The sequence below is a fragment of the Nocardia brasiliensis ATCC 700358 genome, from assembly GCF_000250675.2.
Taxonomy (GTDB): domain Bacteria; phylum Actinomycetota; class Actinomycetes; order Mycobacteriales; family Mycobacteriaceae; genus Nocardia; species Nocardia brasiliensis_B.
Genome location: NC_018681.1, coordinates 2,287,066 through 2,304,640 on the forward strand (window position 1 = coordinate 2,287,066; position 17,575 = coordinate 2,304,640).

The following is a 17,575-nucleotide window of genomic DNA, read 5'->3' on the forward strand; positions in this document are numbered from 1 at the left end:
CGATGGAAGACTGTAATACTGGCGAGTATCCGGAGCCTGCGAAAGGACCTCCCATGCCCACTCATACGGTGACCAATCAAGTACCTCCACTGGTCGATTACGACGCGGCCGAACAACCGGTGCTGCTCGAGGCGCTGCAGCGGGCCGGAGCTGAGCACGCTCTCGACGAGCTGCACGCGATCGGGCGGCTCGCGGGCAGCGCCGCGGCCATCGAACTCGGTGACCTCGCCGAAACGCACCCGCCGACACTGCGCACGCACGATCGGTTCGGCAATCGTGTCGACGAGGTCGTCTACGACCCGAGCTATCACCGGCTGCTGACCCACGCGATCGACTTCGGCCTGCACGGTGCGGTGTGGACCGATCCGCGGCCGAATCCGCACCTGACGCGGGCCGCGAAGTTGAGCGTGTGGGGTCCGGTCGACGCCGGGCACGGCTGCCCGATCTCGATGACCTACGCGGTGGTGCCCGCCCTGCGCGCCGCTCCGGAGCTCGCCGCGCAGTACGAACCACTGTTGTGCGCAAGGGAATACGATCCCGGCCTGCGTGCCCCGCTGACCAAGCGTGGGCTGATCGCCGGGATGTCGATGACCGAGAAGCAGGGCGGCTCCGACGTTCGGGCCAACACGACCACGGCCACGCCGATGTCGGACGGCACCTACCGGATCACCGGGCACAAATGGTTCACCTCCGCGCCGATGTCGGACGTGTTCCTCGTCTTGGCGCAGGCGCCGGGCGGCCTGTCCTGCTTCTTCGTGCCCCGGGTGCTGCCCGACGGCACGCGCAATCCCTTTGCGCTGCAACGGCTCAAGGACAAGCTGGGCAATCGCTCCAACGCGAGCAGCGAGGTCGAGTACGACAACACGGTCGGCTGGCTGGTCGGCGAGGAGGGGCGCGGTGTCCCCACGATCATTGAGATGGTCAACCTGACCAGGCTCGACTGCACCCTCGGCACCGCGACGGCGATGCGTACCGGCGTCGCTGCCGCCGCGCATCACGGCGCGTACCGCAGCGCGTTCGGCGCGACCCTCGCCGATCAGCCGCTGATGCGCAATGTGCTCGCCGATCTCGCGATCGAGGCGGAGGCGGCGACCACGGTCGCGCTGTGGCTCGCCGAGCTCACCGACCGGGCGACGGCCGGGGTGGACGGCGCCGACGAGTTGCGCCGGATCTCGCTCGCGGTGAGCAAATACTATGTGTGCAAACGCGGTCCGATCCATGCCGCCGAAGCGCTGGAATGCCTGGGCGGCAACGGATATGTCGAGGAGTCGCGGATGCCGCGGCTCTATCGGGAAGCACCGCTGATGTCGATCTGGGAAGGTTCCGGCAATGTCGCGGCGCTCGACACGTTGCGCGCCATGGCGAAACAACCGGAAACCCTCGGCGCGTTCTTCGCCGAAGTCGAACGCGCCGCGGGCGCGGATCGTCATCTCGATGCCGCGATCGCCCGGCTGAAAACACAATTCGCGGACTTCGAGACAATTCAGCACCGGGCGCGGCGGATCGTCGGTGCGATGGCGCAGGTGCTCCAGGCGTCGTTGCTCGTCCGCTACGGCCATCCCGCGGTCGCCGACGCTTTCACGGTCAGCCGGCTCGGCGGGGAACATGGCGATGTGTTCGGCACGCTACCGACCGGTATCGATAGTGCCGCGATCATTCAGCGCGCGACGCCGAAGACGGCGCACTGAACCGCGAACGGCGCGGCTAGGGCCTGTTTCAGGCCCTAAGCCTCCGAGGGGACGAGCAGCTGCTCGGCGAATGCCATGAATTCCGTACGGAACGCGGCATATTCGGCGCGCAGCTGCGCACCCGGCCAGTCGGCGGGCAGCAGCGGCTCGGGTAGCAAAGGATCGTCGAGAATATGCCGCACCGCCGCCGCGGCCACCTCGAACCGCTCGCGCAGCGAGGTCGAATCCGCGAAGGCGCGCAGCAGCCGCTGTGCGTCGCGCGCCCAGAGTTGTGGCGCGAAAAGGTTTTCCGCCAGCTCGACCGGCGAATCGTGCGGTGCCGCGGTGAACACGGAAACGCGCCTGCTCGCATCCGGCCCGAGCGCGATCTCGACGTTCGCGGGCCGGGTCCAGACGCCTTCCCGCAATTCGCCGAGTTTGCGTGCGCGCATCGTGTCGCGGAACGCGGTGCGCGCGGCCGCGTCATCGCCGACGGCGGTCACCACCGCCAGATACCATTCCCCGTCCCAGGCTTTCAGCAGCGGACTGACCGCCGCGTCCTGCCTGCGCTGTCGTTCGATCAGCCGGTCGGAGAGCCGGTACACGCCCTGACCGCGTTCCAGGTCGCCCATGGCGACCATCCTGGTCAGCGCGACGCGCACGGCCGACTGCTGCAGCCCGAGCTCCTCGGCCACCGAAACGATCCAGCTGACCGGCGCCTGCGCCGGGTGTGCGCCGAGCAACGCGCTCAGAATCGCCGACCGCGCGGTCAGCTTCCGCATGCGCATCGCCACACACCCCGTTCTACCCGAGTTACCGCCGGCCGATTCGGGCCCATCCGAAACCGGAATTCTACCGACGAGTCCGTCGCTCCCGTCGCGCGCCATCGCTCGCGCCGAGTACTCGGCGGTCGCCGCGCGCCGGGTGTTGCGATGCAGGTCGAGGGGGATTCGCCGCTAGTTCGCGTTGTTATATGCCGCGACAATGTCGGCGGGGATCCGGCCACGGGTGGATACGTTGTGCCCGTTCGTCCTGGCCCATTCCCGGATCGCGGCTGTTTGCTCACGATCGGTCGCGGAAGTGGCTTTCCCGGTACCTTTGCGCTTCGCCCGGCCAATCTTGCGCGCCTTTTCCGCCCAGGGCTCCAGCGTCACGCGCAGCTTACCCGCGTTCTTGGTGGACAGATCGATCTCGTAGGCCACCCCATCAATCGAAAACTGAACTGTTTCATTCGCTTTCGACTTGCCGTCGTAGTCGTCGACGAGGGTGACGGTGACTTTCTTGGCCATCGGTGCGTCCTTTGCGTAGTCACGGGTATCGCTACGAAATACTAATACCGTATCGCATGGAACTCGGTTATGAGAAATAGTGCTGCATTCGGGCGGGTATCGAGCGCGGCATTCAGCGCAGTGAATCGGCCGCGGCCGCAGCAATCGCCGTGGCCACCGCACTCAATGCCGGTGAGTCCAGCCGCCATTGCTGCCAGTACAGCGGCACATCGATGAATGCCGCACCATCGATCGGAACGAGTTCGGCACGCCCGAAATTCCGGGTTTGCAGATCGGGCAACATACCCCAGCCGAGTCCGAGTCGTACCGCTTCGGCGAAACCGGAGGAGGAGGGAACGTAATGGCGCGGCGGGTCGAGCGGTTGCCGACTGCGTTTGCGTAACTGCCGGTCTTGGAGATCGTCTTTGCGATCGAACAGCACCACCGGTGCCACCGCATAGGCTTTCGCGGTGGCGCCGTCGGGAAACCAGGTTCGGGCGAAGCGCGGTTGCGCCATCGGCCGATAGCGCATCGCGCCCAGTGGTTCCACCCGGCAGCCCTGCACCGGCGTCGCGGTCGAGGTGATGGCCGCCATCACCGTGCCGTCGCGCAGCAGCCGGGTGGTGTGTTCCTCGTCCTCCCGGTGGATTTCGAAGCAGACGCCCGGCGGGGCCGCGGCCAGCGCGGGCAACGCCCAGGTCTCCAGCGAGTCCGCGTTGACCGCGATCGGCAGCCGCAGCGGCCGGTCGGTCGCGCGGTGCGCGTCGCCGAGTTCGCGCGCGGTGTCGCCGGCCAGCAGCTCGATCTGCCGCGCCAGGCGCAGCACCGCGAGCCCGGATTCGGTGGGGCGCACCGGTTTCGTGCGTTGCAGCAGGACGCGCCCCGCGGCGTCCTCCAGTGCCTTGATGCGCTGGCTGATCGCGGACGGGGTGATCCGCAGGCTCTTCGCCGCGGCGTCGAAGGTGCCCTCGGTGACCGCCGCGTGCAACGCGCGGAGCTGGTCGAGCTGCAGGTCCATGTTAAGGAATCGTAATGGTAGTGCAGAAACTTTAGTTTGCCAGCGGATAATGCCCTGCTTAGCGTCGAAGAAGTGACAATGTCTTCGGCGGCTCTCGCGGCTCTCTCCGGTCTCGGTTTCGGACTCTCACTGATCGTGGCGATCGGCGCGCAGAACGCGTTCGTCCTGCGCCAAGGCGTGCGCGGGCAGCACATCTTCGCGGTGGTCGCGGTGTGCGCGCTGTCGGACATCCTGTTGATCGCCGCGGGGGTGGGCGGTTTCGGTGTGGTCGTCGAATCGGTGCCCGCCGTGGTCACGGTGGTGCGCTACGCGGGCGCGGCCTTCCTGCTCGGCTACGCGTTGCTCGCCGCGCGCCGAGCCTTCGCGTCCGCGGCACTGACCATGGACACCGCGGGCGCGACCGTCGCGCTCGGTGCGACCATCGCGACCTGCCTGGCGTTGACCTGGCTCAACCCGCACGTCTATCTCGACACAGTGGTGCTGCTCGGTTCGTTCGCCAATACCTATGCCACACCCGATCGCTGGTTCCTCGGCGCGGGCGCGATGCTCGGCAGCGTGGTCTGGTTCGCCGCCCTCGGCTACGGCGCGCGCCTGCTCGGCCCGATCTTCGCGCGCCCGGTCGCGTGGCGGGTTCTCGACTCCGGCATCGCGGTGATGATGACGGTGCTCGCCGTGGGACTGGTCTGCTCCGGGTGACGGGAGACACAGCCGTCGAGCCGTCCGTCTCCGATTGGAGCCCGAAGTGCCGGGTATGCGTCGGAGTGACAGCCCATACCCAGCATGGAGGAGTTGCCATGACCAAGCACGACAGCGGACCGCGCGAAGCCGTCGAGGGCATCGTCGAGGACGTCAAGGGCAAGGCCAAGGAAGCCGCGGGCATCGTCACCGGAGACGAAAGCCTGAAGAGCGAGGGCCGCGCTCAACAGGACATGGCCGAATCGGAGCGTGAAGCCGCGAAGAAGGAAGCCGAAGCCGAAAAGGCGCGGGCCGAGGCCAAACTCGATGAGGCGCGCCAGAGTGCCTACCAGAGCGGCAAGGAAGCCGACAACTCTTGATTGCGTTACTTGGGCGGCGCGGGAACGGGTTTCGTTCCCGCGCCGCTTTTTATGTTGCGGCGCGGAACATCTGGGCGGCCCGCTCTCGTTCGGCGAGAATGCGCCGCCGTCGCTCGGCCATCGCGGCGGCCGGTGCGCCGCCGGAAACGATCGCCTCGTACAGCGCGGCCGCGTCCTCGATGGCGTCGCGGGCGCCGACGCCCGCGGCCGGGGTGATCGCATGATCGGCGTCGCCGCAGAGCAGCACCGGGAGCTGCGGGGGCCGGGCACCGGCGAGCGGCACGGTGCGTGCGTTCGAGACGTGCACCGAATCGGTCTGCGCCAGTAAGGGTTCGATGACGTCGCGCACGGCGGGCGAGGCCGCCAGGACGGCATCTGTCCACTGATCCATCGGCTGTGCGCCCTTGTGCTGCCGGTCCAGCGGCGGCCGGGTCAAGCGGGTGAACCACACCGAGACCGTGTCGTTCCACAGGTGCCCGAAGGTGGTCAGGGGACGGCCGTCGGGACCGAGTGTGCGATCGAAATGCAGGACGGCCGGGTCGGTGCCTGGCCGGACCGGTTGCCGGGTGACGCCGTAAATGACGATCTGCCCGGCGTATTCGGCGGTTCGTCCGGGTTCCAGGGCGCGCCGCGCGACCGAGTCGATGCCGTCGGCGGCGACGATCAGCTCGTCGGCCGGCACCGGTCGTCCACCGCTGCCGAGGGTGCCCGCGGTGCCGTCCACCTCGGTGATGGGTGTGTCGAACCGCAGGACCGCGGAACTGCCCGCGGCGAATTCGGTGAGCACCCGCATGAGCTCGGCCCGCAGATAGAGTCGCCGCTCCGCGGTCGAGTTGCCGCGCGCGGGTCCCGAAACCCCGTCCGCGCGTAGCGCTTCCACCGGATGCGAGGCAGCGTGCAGTTGATCGGCCGACACACCCAATCCCACCAATGCGGTGTGGGCGCGTCCGTCGAGCACCAGAAACGCGCCGGCACCACCGGTCGGTTGGCTTTCGTACACGGTGACGGGTCGCTCCGCACGGCCGAGCGCTCCCGCGAGCACCGCTCCGGCTATGCCACCGCCGATGATCGTGACCATGAATCCACCCTACGGGCCGCCGATTCCACTGCAGCGGGAATCGGCGGCCCCGCGCCGATGTCAGCAGTTGCGTGGTGCGGTTTCCCCGCGGAACCGGGCCTCGATCCAGCCCATCGCCTCCGGCGCGCCGAGTACCGCGGTGCTGAGGTGATCAGGGCTCGGGAACAGCTTCGATTGGACGCGCACGCCCGCCGCGCAATAGCGCCGCATCGTGTTGTCGATCGCCGCGACCGGTATCAGTGCGTCGTCGTGGGAACGCCACTGGTAGATAGGCATTTTCGGGACGCCCTCGTACAGCTCGAGGCTGTTCTCCTCCAGTACGCCACGCGCACTGGGGTCTTCGGCCAGCGAGGTGGAGAAGGCGACGTCCAGGACGCTGTGTCCGGCGCCGGCGGCCAGGATCTCGTTGGTGCAGCCGTTGGCCATCCGATCGCGGATGGCGAGCCCGGTCGGGTTCAGGCTGTCGCTGATCGGCAGCCGAGTCGGGTACTCGCGTTCGAGTCCGATGGCCGCCGCCATGGCCAGCCCGAACGCCGGGTGCGGGTGGTAGCCCAGGCCCTCGGTCATCTTGACCAGGTTCATCGGGACGCCGCCTTCGGCCGCGCCCACGATATCGAGTTCCGGTGCGTAGGTCGGGGCCAGCGCCGCCGCCCAGCCGGTCGCCATGCCGCCGCCGGAGTACCCGAACATCGCGACCGGGCTGGTGGCCACACCCAGTCGCGCGACCTTGCGCGCCGCCCGGATGCCGTCCAGCGTGATCATGCCGCCGAGCCTGGCCGCCCCGTAGGCGCTGGTCGGGCCGAGATGGTCGGGCAGCGCCACCGACCAGCCGCGCAGCAGCACCGTGTTGAGTGCGGGCGCTTCGCGCACAGCCAGATTCGGGTCACCGGTGTAGAGCACGCGGGATACGGCGCACTGGGTGCCCAGGCCGTTGATGATGTGCTGATAGGACAGCAGGGGCCCGCCCGGCACGTGATTGGCCGGGGTCAGCACGGTGGTGGTCGCCGCGATCGGCGCGCCCGCCGAATCGGTCGACCGGAACTTGATCATCGTGACCGTGGTGCCCGGAAAAGCGAGCAACCCGGGCATCGGCCGGGTGTCGAGCACGTCACCGGGTTCGGCCCGGTCCAGATCCGCGGGTGCCGCGTAGAACGGGTCGGGGTCCGGTAGCGGGTAGAGCGGTTGTGCCGCAGCGGTTCCCGGCAGCGCGGCCAGTTGGGTGGCCGCTACCAGCAGGACGGCTGCGGTGAGCGCGGTATTGATTCGGCAGAACATGGCGAAGATCGGCTCCCATTCATCACGACATCGTCAGGGACGTTGGGCACGCGGAAAGTCGAATAATCCGAAACTGGCCGGGCACAAGCGATTGGCAGATATTCGGACCTGCGCAAGGTTAGGGGAGAAACGGAAAAGCCCGGGGGTGCCGCGCCGAGCGACGCAGGCGATCCACGGCCGGGCGCGGCCCGCGGCCGCCGCGGGCCCGATACGGTGGCTGGGTGATCATGCTCGTGATCGGCCTCGCCCTGCTCGCGGTGTTCCTGCTGCGCTTCCGTAAAGACCGACGACGGTTGGGTAACGGGGTGTATCTGCTGCTAGGGCTGATATTCGTCGGCGTGTGGGTGCTCGGCTCGGGCGCCAAAGGCGACCTGCCGATGATCTTGGCGGAGCTGCTCGTGCTGCTGTCGCCGCTCCTGGTGCTCGTGCTCGCCGGGTTGCTGATCCTCAACGGCAGGCAGATGGTCCGCCGCGAAGGACTGCGCCTGGCGAACCTGTTGCCGTTCGGGCTCGGCCTCGCGTTGCTCGTTCCATATGTCTTGCTCGCGCTGGCCATATTCACCGGCGATATCTGGGTCGTCGTGATTTTGGCGTCGCTGACCATGGCGGTGAGCTACATCGGATTCCTGTTCGCCAGTTTTCTGCTGTATTCGCTGTTGTACGGGGCGCTGCCGTATCGACCGGGGATGGACGCGATCGTCGTGCACGGCGCCGGGCTGAAGGGCGACCGGGTGCCGCCGCTGCTCGCGGGCCGGCTGGACCGGGCGATCGAGGTCTTTCGAGCCGAGCGCACGGCGGGGCGCAGCCCACTGCTGATCACCAGCGGCGGTAAGGGATCCGACGAGTTGAAGTCCGAGGCCGAGGCCATGGCCGGGTACCTGGTCGAGCGGGGCATCCCCGTCGAAAGTGTGCTGCAGGAGGATCGTTCGGCGACCACCAGGGAGAACCTGTTGTTCACCAAGCGATTACTGGGCGAGCGCGGCGAGTCGACCCGAATGGTGCTGGTGACGAGCGATTTCCACACCCTGCGCACCGCGATGCTGGCCCGGCGGCTCGGCTTGGACGCCGAGGTCACCGGGGCGCGCACCGCGTTCTACTACCTGCCCGCGGCGACCTTGCGGGAGTTCGCCGCCGTCGTGGTCGCCTACAAGTGGATCAACCTGATCGCCTGTGTCGCACTGGTTTCGCTGCCGATACTGGCGTTGCTGCTCACGCGCGACCTGCCCCACCAGTACGGGGACTGACTCAGCCGAAGGTCTTGTGCGGAATGCCGACGGTGAGCCCGCCGTCGATGACGAACTCCGCCCCGGTCGAGTACGAGGACTCGTCGCTGGCCAGGAAGGTGATCAAAGCGGCCACCTCACTCGGATCGGCGGCCCGGCCCAGCGGGATCTGCAGGAATTCGGCCGGAATGTTCTCGGTCATCGGCGTGGTGATGAGGCCGGGGTGCACCGAATTGACCCGAATCTTGTACTGCGCCAGCTCGAGTGCGGTCGATTTGGTCAAGCCGCGCACCGCGAACTTGGTCGCCACATAGCCGTGCAGGCCCGGGCTGCCGCGCAGGCCTTCCACGGACGAGATATTGATGATCGAGCCGCCGCCCGCCTCGATCATGGCCGGGGTCGCGGCGCGCATCCCGAGGAACGTGCCGGTCAGATTGATGTCGATGATCCGCTGCCATTCCGCGAGGTCGAAGTCGACCAGGAGGTTCCCGTTCGCCACGCCCGCGTTGTTCACCAGCACGTTCAGCGCACCGTAGCGCTGCACGGCTTCGGCGACCGCGCCCTGCCACGCATCCGGCTCGCGCACGTCGAGGTGCACGTAGGTCGCGGCGTCGCCGAGTTCCTTGGCGACCGCGGTGCCTTCCTCGTCGAGCACGTCACCGAGCACCACGCGGGCGTCCTCGGCGACCAGGGCTCGGGCATGCGCTGCGCCCATGCCGCGCGCGCCACCGCTGATCAACGCCACTTTGCCGCTCAACCGCCCCATCGCGGCACCTCCATCTTTTGCGAACTTGTCTGGAACACGTTACAGAATTGCGCCCCGTCCGGCGGTCCTCCCGGGTCCGATGCTGCCATAATCGTGCGCGGTGCGGGGCAAAGTCTTTGCGGGCCGGAATCTTCCGGGGTGAGTGCGGTGGCGGGCGCGGCGATCTAGGGTTCGTCGCATGAGCGAGGCAAGCACCTTCACGATGGCGACGTTGCGGGATGCCGCGGGTACCGACCTCGGCGTGAGCGACTGGATCCTCGTCGACCAGGACCGGATCACCGCATTCGCCGAGACCACCGAGGATCGGCAGTGGATTCACCTGGACCCGGTCCGAGCGGCGGACGGGCCGTTCGGCGCCACCGTCGCGCACGGATTTCTGACCCTGTCGCTGCTGCCGTGGATCAACGCGCAGCTCTTCCGGCTCACCGACGCGCGGCTGCGGATCAACTACGGCCTGAACAAGGTTCGCTTTCCCGCGCCGGTGCCCGCCGGCTCCCGGATTCGCGGCCGGACCGGCATCGTCGCCGTCGACGAGGTCCCGGGTGGCCTGCAGGTGGTGCTCGCGACGACGGTCGAATGCGAGGGGGCCGACAAGCCGGCCTGTGTCGCCGAATCGATCGTGCGCGCGCTGGCGTGACCGGCGGCCGCCGCCGATATGGCATCATCGTGTAGAACACGTTCTAGTTCTTGCCACCGGCGCGGGAGGCTCACGATGACGAACCCACGATCCTCGGCGGTGCTGCGACGGTTCGCCCGGCGGGTCCCCGACATCGCCGAGGTGCCCGGCGGGCGGCTGGTCGAACTGCCCGGACGAGGGCGGACCTACGTGGTCGATATCGCCGGACCGGCGGGTGCGCCCGCCCTGGTGCTCTTGCACGGCACGGCGTGCACCGCCTATCTGGGCTGGTTTCCGTCGCTGGCCGCGCTGTCCGAGCGCTACCGGGTGATCCTGTTCGACCAGCGCTGGCACGGCCGGGGGATTCGCTCCGAGCGCTTCTCGGTGGACGACTGCGCCGACGATGTGGTCGCCGTGCTGGACGCGCTCGACGTCGCACAGGCGGTATGCGTGGGCTTCTCGCTGGGCGGGGTGGTGAGTCTGGCTGCCGCGCACCGGCATCCGGAGCGGGTGCGCGGACTGGTGCTGTGCGCGACGCCGTACCGGTTCCAGGAGAAGTGGCGCGAGCGGGCCTTCCATCAGGCCTTCGGCAAACTGGCCGCCGCGATGCTGCCCTACTCGTCGCGGCAGATCGCGGAATTCGCGGGCAAGCTGCCCGAACTGCCGGAAATCGTCTGGGCGCCGGGGCGGTTGGACCGGTGGGCGCTCACCGAGTTCCGCAGTACGAGCGGGTGGGCGGTGGCGCAGGTAGTCGCGGAGGTGGGCCGGTTCGACGCGAGTGACTGGCTGCCCGAGCTGACCATGCCGACAGCGGTCGTCATCACGACCCAGGACCGGGCGATTCCGGTCTATCGGCAGTTGGAACTGGCGACGCTGATTCCGAAGGCGAGCATCCACCTGGTCAAGGCTGGGCATGCGGCCTGCGTGCTGGAGGCCGACCGGTTCGTGCCGGTGCTGCTCGAGGCCTGTGCGGCGGTCGCCGCGAGATTGTAGGCGGCCCACCCTGTTCGGCGGCGGTGGCGAACAGGGGCGATCCGAATCAGCCCAGTTTTCGTGCCGCGGTGAGCAATTCGGCGACGACATCGGGTACCGCGTCGGCGAGTTCGGCGACGTCGGGCACCAGCTCTTTGCAGGCGATGAAGCCGAAATCGAGGTCGTCGTTGTTCGAAAGCACAGTGACCGTAAGTCCGGCGCCGTGAAAAACCGGTCCGAACGGATACATGCCGTCCACGCGTACGCCGAGGAAATACAGCGGCATCGGCGGACCCGGCACGTTCGACACCACCAGGTTGTGCACCACCGGATGCCGTTCGGCGAGCTTGAGTGACGAGTACACCCGGGCCGCGAGCTGAAAGGTGTTCGGCGGCGCGTACTTCGACCAATCCTGGAGGAAGTCGGCGCCGATGAGGTCGTGTTCCTCCTTCGCGCCGCGGTTCTCCTCGGCGACCTGCAGCAGGCGTTGCACCGGGTCCGCGATATCGGTGCCGAGCCGCGCGAACAGCGTGGACACCTTGTTGATCCCCGCGGTGTGCCGCGAGGATTCGTGCACGGAGACCGGTACCGAGGCGACCAGTGAGCGGTCCGGCAGTTCGTCGTGCTTGTCGAGGTAGGTGCGCAGCACACCCGCGACGATCGTCAGCACCACATCGTTGATCTTCACGCCGAAGGCGGACTTGATCTCCTTGACCGCACCGAGTTCCGCCTCGGTGAACGCGACCGCGCGGTGCGGCGTGATCGCCAGATTGAACGGGGTGCGCGGTGCGGAGAACGGTAAGGCCATGCCCGCCTTGTCTTTTCGTCGGCGCTGTGCGAACCCGGCGACCATGCCCAGGGTTTTCGGCACCATGCCGACGATGCCCGCCTTGGTCGGAAACTTGACCACGGCCTTGGCCAGCAGCTGCCAATCATTGGGGCTCGGTTCCGGTCGCCACTGCTGCGCGGGCGGCGTCTTGGCCGCGTTCGGTTCCAGGTCGCACAGGTGCATCATCATGTTGGTGCCGGTGATGCCGTCCACCGCGGCGTGGTGGTATTTGCAGATCACCGCGACCTTGCCGTCGTCGAGACCCTCCACCACCGACATCTCCCACAGCGGCCGGTCCCGATCCATCGGGCGGCTGGCGATATCGCCGATCAGCTCGGCCAGTTCGCGTCGCCCGGCCGGCGCGGCGATGCCGATGCGCCGGATGTGATAGTCCAGGTCGAAGTTCTGGTCCTCCACCCATACCGGGTGGTCCAGGTTGAAGGGCACCTCGTACACCCGGCGGCGCATCTGCGGGATCAGCGGTAGTCGCCGGCCGAGTTCGGCCTTGAATCGGTCGAAGGAATAGTCCCCTGACGTGGGGTCCAGGAGGAGCAGCGCACAGACGTGCAGGTGCTGGGTCCCGGTTTCCAGGTAGAGAAAGCTGGCATCCAATCCGGTGAGTCGTTCCATAGCGAAAGACTACTAGAACGCGTTCTAGTTTTGGCCTGAACCGGAGGGAGATGGGTCACAGTGATGGCCGTTATTGTCAAGCGGGCTAACGACATTGGGTGCGACCGGTCGACCCGGGAACGCCGTCTCTGCCTGCGAAAATGTTCCAGTGCGTCTATATGTAACTCAAAGTTCTATGTATGTGTATGATGATTGCTACGGCCATGCAGGAAGGTGCGCAGCGAAGCGGCCGGGCCCGGGCTTCGCCGCGGGATGAGCGAGGGACGAGGAGTATCGATGAAGCTACTTCGTAGGGGAGAGCGGCGGCCGGACATCGATCCGGGCGAGGTTGCGCTGCATGCGCGCAATGTGCAATTCGACTGGGCCGACACCCCGCTGCACTGGATGCCCGACGAGCCGATCGCCTCACATCTGATCAATTCGCTGAACCTGCTGCTGCCCGAGGGGGAGCGCATGTTCTGCGCCGCCTACGGCGAGGCGTTGCCGTTCGTGAAGGACGAGAAACTGCGCGAAGCCATGCTCGGGTTCATCGGTCAGGAATCCATGCATGCCGAGACGCACGACAAGGTGCTGCACGAGGTGCTGGTCGCGCACGGCATCGATCCGCAACCCTATGTGCGCCAAGCCGAATACCTGTTCCGCAAGACGCTGGGACCTCGGGACAACGAGGGTGTCGCGGCCCGTCAGACGCTGGTCGAACGGCTCGCGGTGATCGCCTGCCTGGAACATTTCTTCGCCTATCTCGGCGACTGGGTGCTCAACGCCGACCTGGAGAAGTTCGATGCCGAGCCGCGCATCGCCGACCTGTTCCGCTGGCACGGCGCGGAGGAGGTCGAGCACCGGCACGTTGCCCATGACGTCGCCGTCTACTTCGGCGCGGGCTATCTGCGGCGCGCGGCGATCATGACGTTCGTCTTCCCGACCTTCCTCACCCTGGTCGTGCGCGGCACGAAATACATGGTGCATCAGGACCCCGCGCTGCCCGACCTCGGTTATCCGCGCCTGATCAAGCGTGTGTTCGGCGCGATGTGGCGCGGTGCCCTGCCTGGGGTCCCGTCGCTGCTGTGGAGCGCGCTGACCACCTTCAAGCCGGGCTACAACCCCGGCTCGGTCGGGTCGACCGCGCAGGCGGTGGCGTACCTGGCGAAATCGCCTGCCGCGCAGGCGATCGCGTCGTGACGGGTGCAGTGGTGAGCCGGCGGCCCGTACCCGCGCAACTTCCCGCGGACCTGTTCGGCAAGCCCGGCCAGGATCGCGCGGTGCGGGTGCTCGACGCGGTCGCCTCGGCCCGGCTGCGCTGGACCACGCTGATCAACCGGCGCGATCTGACCCCGCACGTGGACGATCGGCGGCTGGCGCTGGTGGTCACCGAGCGCCGGATCGAGGCCTACGACCAGGACGTGGTGAGCCTGCGGCTGGCCGCGCCGGATCAGCGTGAGCTGCCGCCGTGGCGGCCGGGCGCGCATCTGGATCTCGAGCTGCCGTCGGGGCGGCTGCGCCAGTACTCGCTGTGCGGCGATCCGGCCGACACCCGCGCGTATCGCGTTGCGGTGCGGCGGATTCCGGCGGGTCTCGGCGGCTCGGTGGAGGTGCACGACGCACTGCCGGTCGGCGCGCGAATCACCGTGCGCGGGCCGCGCAACGCCTTCCCGTTCGCCGTGCCCGGCTACGGATCACCCGCCGCGCGTTTGCATTTCGTCGCCGGTGGCATCGGCATCACGCCGATCCTGCCGATGGCCCGGCTCGCGCATCGGCTCGGTATCGACTGGTCGATGGTGTACACCGGCCGCAGCCGCGACACCATTCCGTTCCTCGACGAGATCGCCGGATTCGGTGGCCGCGTCACCGTGCGCACCGACGACGAGCACGGCCTGCCCGACGCCGCCGCGCTGCTGCCGGGCGTCGGCGCCGACACCGCGGTCTACTGCTGTGGTCCGGTGCCGATGACCGCCGCGGTGGCCGACGCCGTGCGCGAAATGCCCGGTGTGGAACTGCATTCCGAACGTTTCTCACCGCCGCCGATCGTGAACGGCGTGCCCTTCGAGATCGAGTTCGCCTCGACCGGCGCGGTGGTCGAGGTCGCCGCGGACCGCACGGCCCTGGACACCATCCTGGAAACCCAGCCGGATCGGCCGTACTCGTGCCGTCAGGGCTTCTGCCGCACCTGCAAGGTGCGGGTACTCGCCGGCGCACCGGAACATCGCGAGACCGTCCTCACCCCAGCCGAACACGAGGCAGGCGAGATGCTCGTCTGCGTCTCGCGTGCGGCCGGCGGGCGACTCGTGCTCGACCTGTAATTACGACCCCGGTCACCAAGGAGAAACCCGATGACGACCATCGATCGGCCGGAGCTCGTGGCCGCCGAGCGCACCGTGCGCAGCGGCGAATTCGAGCTCGCTGTCTACGAATACGGTGATCCGGCCGCCGACACCGTGCTGCTCGTGCACGGCTGGCCCGACACCAACCACCTGTGGGACGCGGTGGTGCCGTTGCTGGCCAACCGTTTCCACGTCGTCACCTACGACACCAGGGGACACGGCCGGTCCACCCGGACCAAGCGCACCCAGGACTTCCGGCTCGATCACCTCGCTGCCGACTTCTACGCCGTCGCCGACGCGGTCAGCCCTGACCGTCCGGTGCACGTGCTCGCCCACGACTGGGGCTCGGTCCAGGTGTGGGAGGCGGTCTGCGAACCGCAGGCCGCCACCCGCGTCGCCTCGTTCACCTCGGTGTCCGGGCCGAACCTCGACCACATGGGGCACTGGATGCGCAATCGGCTGTCCCGGCCGACGCCGCGCAACGTCTGGCAGCCGTTCACTCAGCTGCTGTCCTCGGCCTACACCTTCTTCTTCATGACACCGGGATTGCCGCGGGCGGTCTTCGGCCTGCTCGGCACCGAGCAGCGCTGGCAACGGATCGTCTCGATCATGAACGAGACCGCGCCGTCGAATGTGAAGCTGGGGCCGACGTTCCGGCAGGATTCCGTCGACGGCCTGCTCATCTACCGTGCGAACATCGTGCAGCGCATCCTTTCACCGCGCGAGCGGCACACCGACGTACCGGTGCAGCTGATCGTGGCGGGTCGCGATGTCGCGGTCCGGCCCGCCGGCTACGACGACGAGAACAAGTGGGTGCGGCGGCTGTGGCGGCGTGACGTGCCCGCCGGACACTGGATGCCGTTCTCACACCCCGAACTGCTCGCCACCGCGGCGACCGAGCTGATCGACACGGTCAACGGCGGTTCCGCGCCACGCGGGTTGCGCCGTGCCGAAGTCGGCCGCAGCGCACAGCGATTCGAGGATCAGCTGGTGGTCATCACCGGCGGCGGCAGCGGCATCGGCCGCGAGACCGCGCTGGCACTCGCGCGGCGCGGCGCCGAAATCGTGCTGTCGGACCTCAATCTCGTCGCGGCGAAGGAGACCGCGGAGTTGATCGCCGCCGAACGCGGTGTGGCCCATGCCTATCAGCTCGACGTGGCGGATCAGGCCGCGGTGCAGGAGCACGCCGCGGTCGTGCTGGAAACCCATGGCGTGCCCGACATTCTGATCAACAACGCCGGAATCGGCCAGGCGGGTGGGTTCTTCGACACCTCGGCCGCGGAGTTCGACCGCGTCATGCGGATCAACCTCGGCGGCGTGGTGAACGGTTGCCGGGCCTTCGGGTCCGCCATGGCGGAGCGGGGTCTGGGCGGGCACATCGTCAACCTGTCCAGCATGGCGGCCTACAGTCCGCAGCAGAACTTCAGCGCCTACTCCACCAGCAAGTCGGCCGTCTTCATGTTCTCCGACTGCCTGCGCGCGGAACTGGCCGGACGCGGGATCTCCGTGCACACCATCTGCCCCGGCATCGTGCACACCAATATCGTTGCCAACACCAGGTTCTCGGGTGTCAGCGCCGAAGAGGAGAAGCGCAAGCAGGAGAAGTACGACAACCTCTACCGCAAGCGCAGCTACGGGCCGGAGAAGGTGGCCGAGCAGATCGTGCGGGCCGTGGAGAAGGACCGCAGCATCGTCCCAGTGACGCCGGAGGCGCGGTTGCAGTACCACTTCAGCAGGCTCGCGCCCGCCGTCGGCCGGTTCGTCGCGGCGCGGGTGAAGCTCACCTAGGTCCGGCGTTCCTCAGGACAGGGTGCGCAGTTCGGCCTCGACGGCCGCGACGCGCTCGGCGTCGACACCCCACGGGTGCTCGACGCCGACCCGGCGGTCCAGATCCCACAGCACGCAGGTCTCATCGGGCTCGGCCACCAGCGTCCAGGCCACTACCGTGCGGCCGAGTTGCTGACCCATCGAGCCGTGCGCGGGGTTCGGCGGTCCGGCGCCTTCCGGGAAGTGGTGCAAGAAGCGTCCGTAGGCGCCGGCGCAGAACGCGGCATAGCGTTCGGTGCACAGGATGAATCCGTGCCACGCCTCGTCGACCGCGTGCGAGGGCATACCGATCACCTGCCCGTCCCGCATCGCCGCACCGCAGCAGCGCAACCACTGCCGCAAACCGGTCGCCACCAATTCGCGTGGCTCCCACGGGCAGGTCTTGAACACGGCATCGGGCAATTCCAGCGCGGCGACCGCGGCGCCGACCTCGGCCAGGTCGATACCCCGCTGCCGCGATCTGCGAAATCCGAAAGACAGCACAGTTCACTGTACGCAGCAGGCCGGGGACGTTACCGTTCATGAATGAGTGTGCTCGTCGGCCTGATCGTCCTCGGGATGGTCATCTTCCTGCTGGTGATGATCGTTGTGCTGCCGCTCGTCATCATCCGTGTGGTGCGCAATTCGACTCGGAATGTGCGTGTTCCACCGTTCGGCGGGCAGCGCGGCGGCGATCCGCGGCGACGCAGCGGGGGATACGGCAACTCCGATCCGTTCTGGGGCGCCGGTGCCGCCGGGTTCGCCGGTACCGATGCGGGGAGTAGTTGCGGTGGAGGGTGGGATCCCGGGCACGGCGGTCATCATCACCACCACGGGGGACATCATGACAGCGGGGGAAGTGGGAGCAGCTGTAGCGGTGGGGGCAGCAGTAGTTGCGGCGGGGGCAGCAGCTGCGGGGGCGGCAGTAGCAGCAGTTGTGGTGGCGGCAGTTCCTGACCGCCGATAGCGTGGTTTCCGTGCTGGCGCTGGTCGAGCTGTTCATCGTGGTCGCCGTGATCCTGGGTGGCCTGTTCCTGTTCGTCCATGTGCTGAC

Annotated in this window: 19 protein-coding genes; 9 read left to right on the forward strand and 10 right to left on the reverse strand. The window is 67.8% G+C overall.

Features of this window, described 5'->3' with window-relative positions; genetic code table 11:
- The first annotated feature begins 53 nt into the window (after positions 1-53).
- Positions 54-1,688 (forward strand): acyl-CoA dehydrogenase family protein, encoded by a 1,635-nt coding sequence (locus tag O3I_RS10210; RefSeq protein WP_014982826.1) that lies wholly within the window; start codon positions 54-56, stop codon positions 1,686-1,688.
- A 35-nt stretch (positions 1,689-1,723) separates the two neighbouring features.
- Here the strand turns inward: O3I_RS10210 and O3I_RS10215 are convergent, their stop codons facing one another.
- The 3 genes from O3I_RS10215 to O3I_RS10225 all read right to left on the reverse strand — a co-directional run bounded on the left by O3I_RS10215 (position 1,724) and on the right by O3I_RS10225 (position 3,953).
- The gene (locus O3I_RS10215; RefSeq protein ID WP_041563617.1) at positions 1,724-2,449 is read right to left on the reverse strand and encodes a PaaX family transcriptional regulator C-terminal domain-containing protein; all 726 of its coding nucleotides are present in this window, start codon (positions 2,447-2,449) and stop codon (positions 1,724-1,726) included.
- 174 nt (positions 2,450-2,623) lie between these two features.
- Positions 2,624-2,956, reverse strand: a complete 333-nt coding sequence (locus O3I_RS10220) for a histone-like nucleoid-structuring protein Lsr2 (protein WP_014982828.1) — start codon at positions 2,954-2,956, stop codon at positions 2,624-2,626.
- Positions 2,957-3,068: 112 nt separating this feature from the next.
- The gene (locus O3I_RS10225) at positions 3,069-3,953 is read right to left on the reverse strand and encodes a LysR family transcriptional regulator ArgP (RefSeq protein WP_014982829.1); all 885 of its coding nucleotides are present in this window, start codon (positions 3,951-3,953) and stop codon (positions 3,069-3,071) included.
- A 78-nt stretch (positions 3,954-4,031) separates the two neighbouring features.
- Between O3I_RS10225 and O3I_RS10230 the strand changes: the two genes are divergently transcribed.
- The gene (locus O3I_RS10230; RefSeq protein WP_014982830.1) at positions 4,032-4,649 is read left to right on the forward strand and encodes a LysE/ArgO family amino acid transporter; all 618 of its coding nucleotides are present in this window, start codon (positions 4,032-4,034) and stop codon (positions 4,647-4,649) included.
- A 98-nt stretch (positions 4,650-4,747) separates the two neighbouring features.
- A complete protein-coding gene (locus O3I_RS10235; protein ID WP_014982831.1) occupies positions 4,748-5,008 on the forward strand; it encodes a CsbD family protein in 261 nt (86 codons plus the stop codon).
- Between the two features lie 49 nt (positions 5,009-5,057).
- On the opposite strand, the gene O3I_RS10240 is transcribed toward O3I_RS10235, so the two are convergent.
- The gene (locus O3I_RS10240) at positions 5,058-6,086 is read right to left on the reverse strand and encodes an FAD-dependent oxidoreductase (protein WP_014982832.1); all 1,029 of its coding nucleotides are present in this window, start codon (positions 6,084-6,086) and stop codon (positions 5,058-5,060) included.
- Positions 6,087-6,146: 60 nt separating this feature from the next.
- Entirely contained in the window at positions 6,147-7,361 is a 1,215-nt protein-coding gene (locus O3I_RS10245) for a lipase family protein (protein WP_014982833.1), read from the reverse strand.
- A gap of 227 nt (positions 7,362-7,588) precedes the next feature.
- On the opposite strand from O3I_RS10245, the gene O3I_RS10250 reads away from it, so the two are divergent.
- Positions 7,589-8,605 (forward strand): YdcF family protein, encoded by a 1,017-nt coding sequence (locus O3I_RS10250; protein ID WP_041563618.1) that lies wholly within the window; start codon positions 7,589-7,591, stop codon positions 8,603-8,605.
- Position 8,606: 1 nt separating this feature from the next.
- On the opposite strand, the gene O3I_RS10255 is transcribed toward O3I_RS10250, so the two are convergent.
- Complete coding sequence (locus O3I_RS10255) at positions 8,607-9,350, reverse strand: glucose 1-dehydrogenase (RefSeq protein WP_014982835.1); 744 nt, start codon at positions 9,348-9,350, stop codon at positions 8,607-8,609.
- 178 nt (positions 9,351-9,528) lie between these two features.
- Between O3I_RS10255 and O3I_RS10260 the strand changes: the two genes are divergently transcribed.
- Together O3I_RS10260 and O3I_RS10265 are read left to right on the forward strand one after the other, a co-directional pair.
- Positions 9,529-9,987 carry a MaoC family dehydratase gene (locus O3I_RS10260; protein ID WP_014982836.1) on the forward strand — a complete coding sequence of 153 codons (459 nt, stop codon included), beginning with the start codon at positions 9,529-9,531 and terminating at the stop codon, positions 9,985-9,987.
- A gap of 75 nt (positions 9,988-10,062) precedes the next feature.
- Entirely contained in the window at positions 10,063-10,959 is an 897-nt protein-coding gene (locus O3I_RS10265; RefSeq protein WP_014982837.1) for an alpha/beta fold hydrolase, read from the forward strand.
- A gap of 46 nt (positions 10,960-11,005) precedes the next feature.
- On the opposite strand, the gene O3I_RS10270 is transcribed toward O3I_RS10265, so the two are convergent.
- Positions 11,006-12,397 (reverse strand): WS/DGAT/MGAT family O-acyltransferase, encoded by a 1,392-nt coding sequence (locus O3I_RS10270; protein ID WP_014982838.1) that lies wholly within the window; start codon positions 12,395-12,397, stop codon positions 11,006-11,008.
- Between the two features lie 276 nt (positions 12,398-12,673).
- Here O3I_RS10270 and O3I_RS10275 point away from each other — a divergent pair, with 276 nt between their 5' ends.
- The 3 genes from O3I_RS10275 to O3I_RS10285 are packed head-to-tail and all read left to right on the forward strand — an operon-like array spanning position 12,674 to position 16,503.
- A complete protein-coding gene (locus tag O3I_RS10275) occupies positions 12,674-13,576 on the forward strand; it encodes a metal-dependent hydrolase (RefSeq protein ID WP_014982839.1) in 903 nt (300 codons plus the stop codon).
- The gene (locus O3I_RS10280) at positions 13,573-14,694 is read left to right on the forward strand and encodes a PDR/VanB family oxidoreductase (RefSeq protein WP_014982840.1); all 1,122 of its coding nucleotides are present in this window, start codon (positions 13,573-13,575) and stop codon (positions 14,692-14,694) included. Before O3I_RS10275 ends, O3I_RS10280 begins: the two co-directional genes overlap by 4 nt.
- Positions 14,695-14,724: 30 nt before the next feature.
- Positions 14,725-16,503: an SDR family oxidoreductase gene (locus tag O3I_RS10285; protein ID WP_014982841.1), complete on the forward strand. Its 1,779-nt coding sequence runs from the start codon at positions 14,725-14,727 to the stop codon at positions 16,501-16,503.
- 12 nt (positions 16,504-16,515) lie between these two features.
- Here the strand turns inward: O3I_RS10285 and O3I_RS10290 are convergent, their stop codons facing one another.
- The 3 genes from O3I_RS10290 to O3I_RS45475 are packed head-to-tail and all read right to left on the reverse strand — an operon-like array spanning position 16,516 to position 17,567.
- Positions 16,516-17,025: a hypothetical protein gene (locus tag O3I_RS10290; protein WP_014982842.1), complete on the reverse strand. Its 510-nt coding sequence runs from the start codon at positions 17,023-17,025 to the stop codon at positions 16,516-16,518.
- A gap of 36 nt (positions 17,026-17,061) precedes the next feature.
- Entirely contained in the window at positions 17,062-17,367 is a 306-nt protein-coding gene (locus tag O3I_RS45470) for a hypothetical protein (RefSeq protein WP_167829124.1), read from the reverse strand.
- Entirely contained in the window at positions 17,364-17,567 is a 204-nt protein-coding gene (locus O3I_RS45475; RefSeq protein WP_014982844.1) for a hypothetical protein, read from the reverse strand. The genes O3I_RS45470 and O3I_RS45475 overlap by 4 nt, the downstream gene beginning before the upstream one ends.
- Positions 17,568-17,575: the final 8 nt, after the last annotated feature.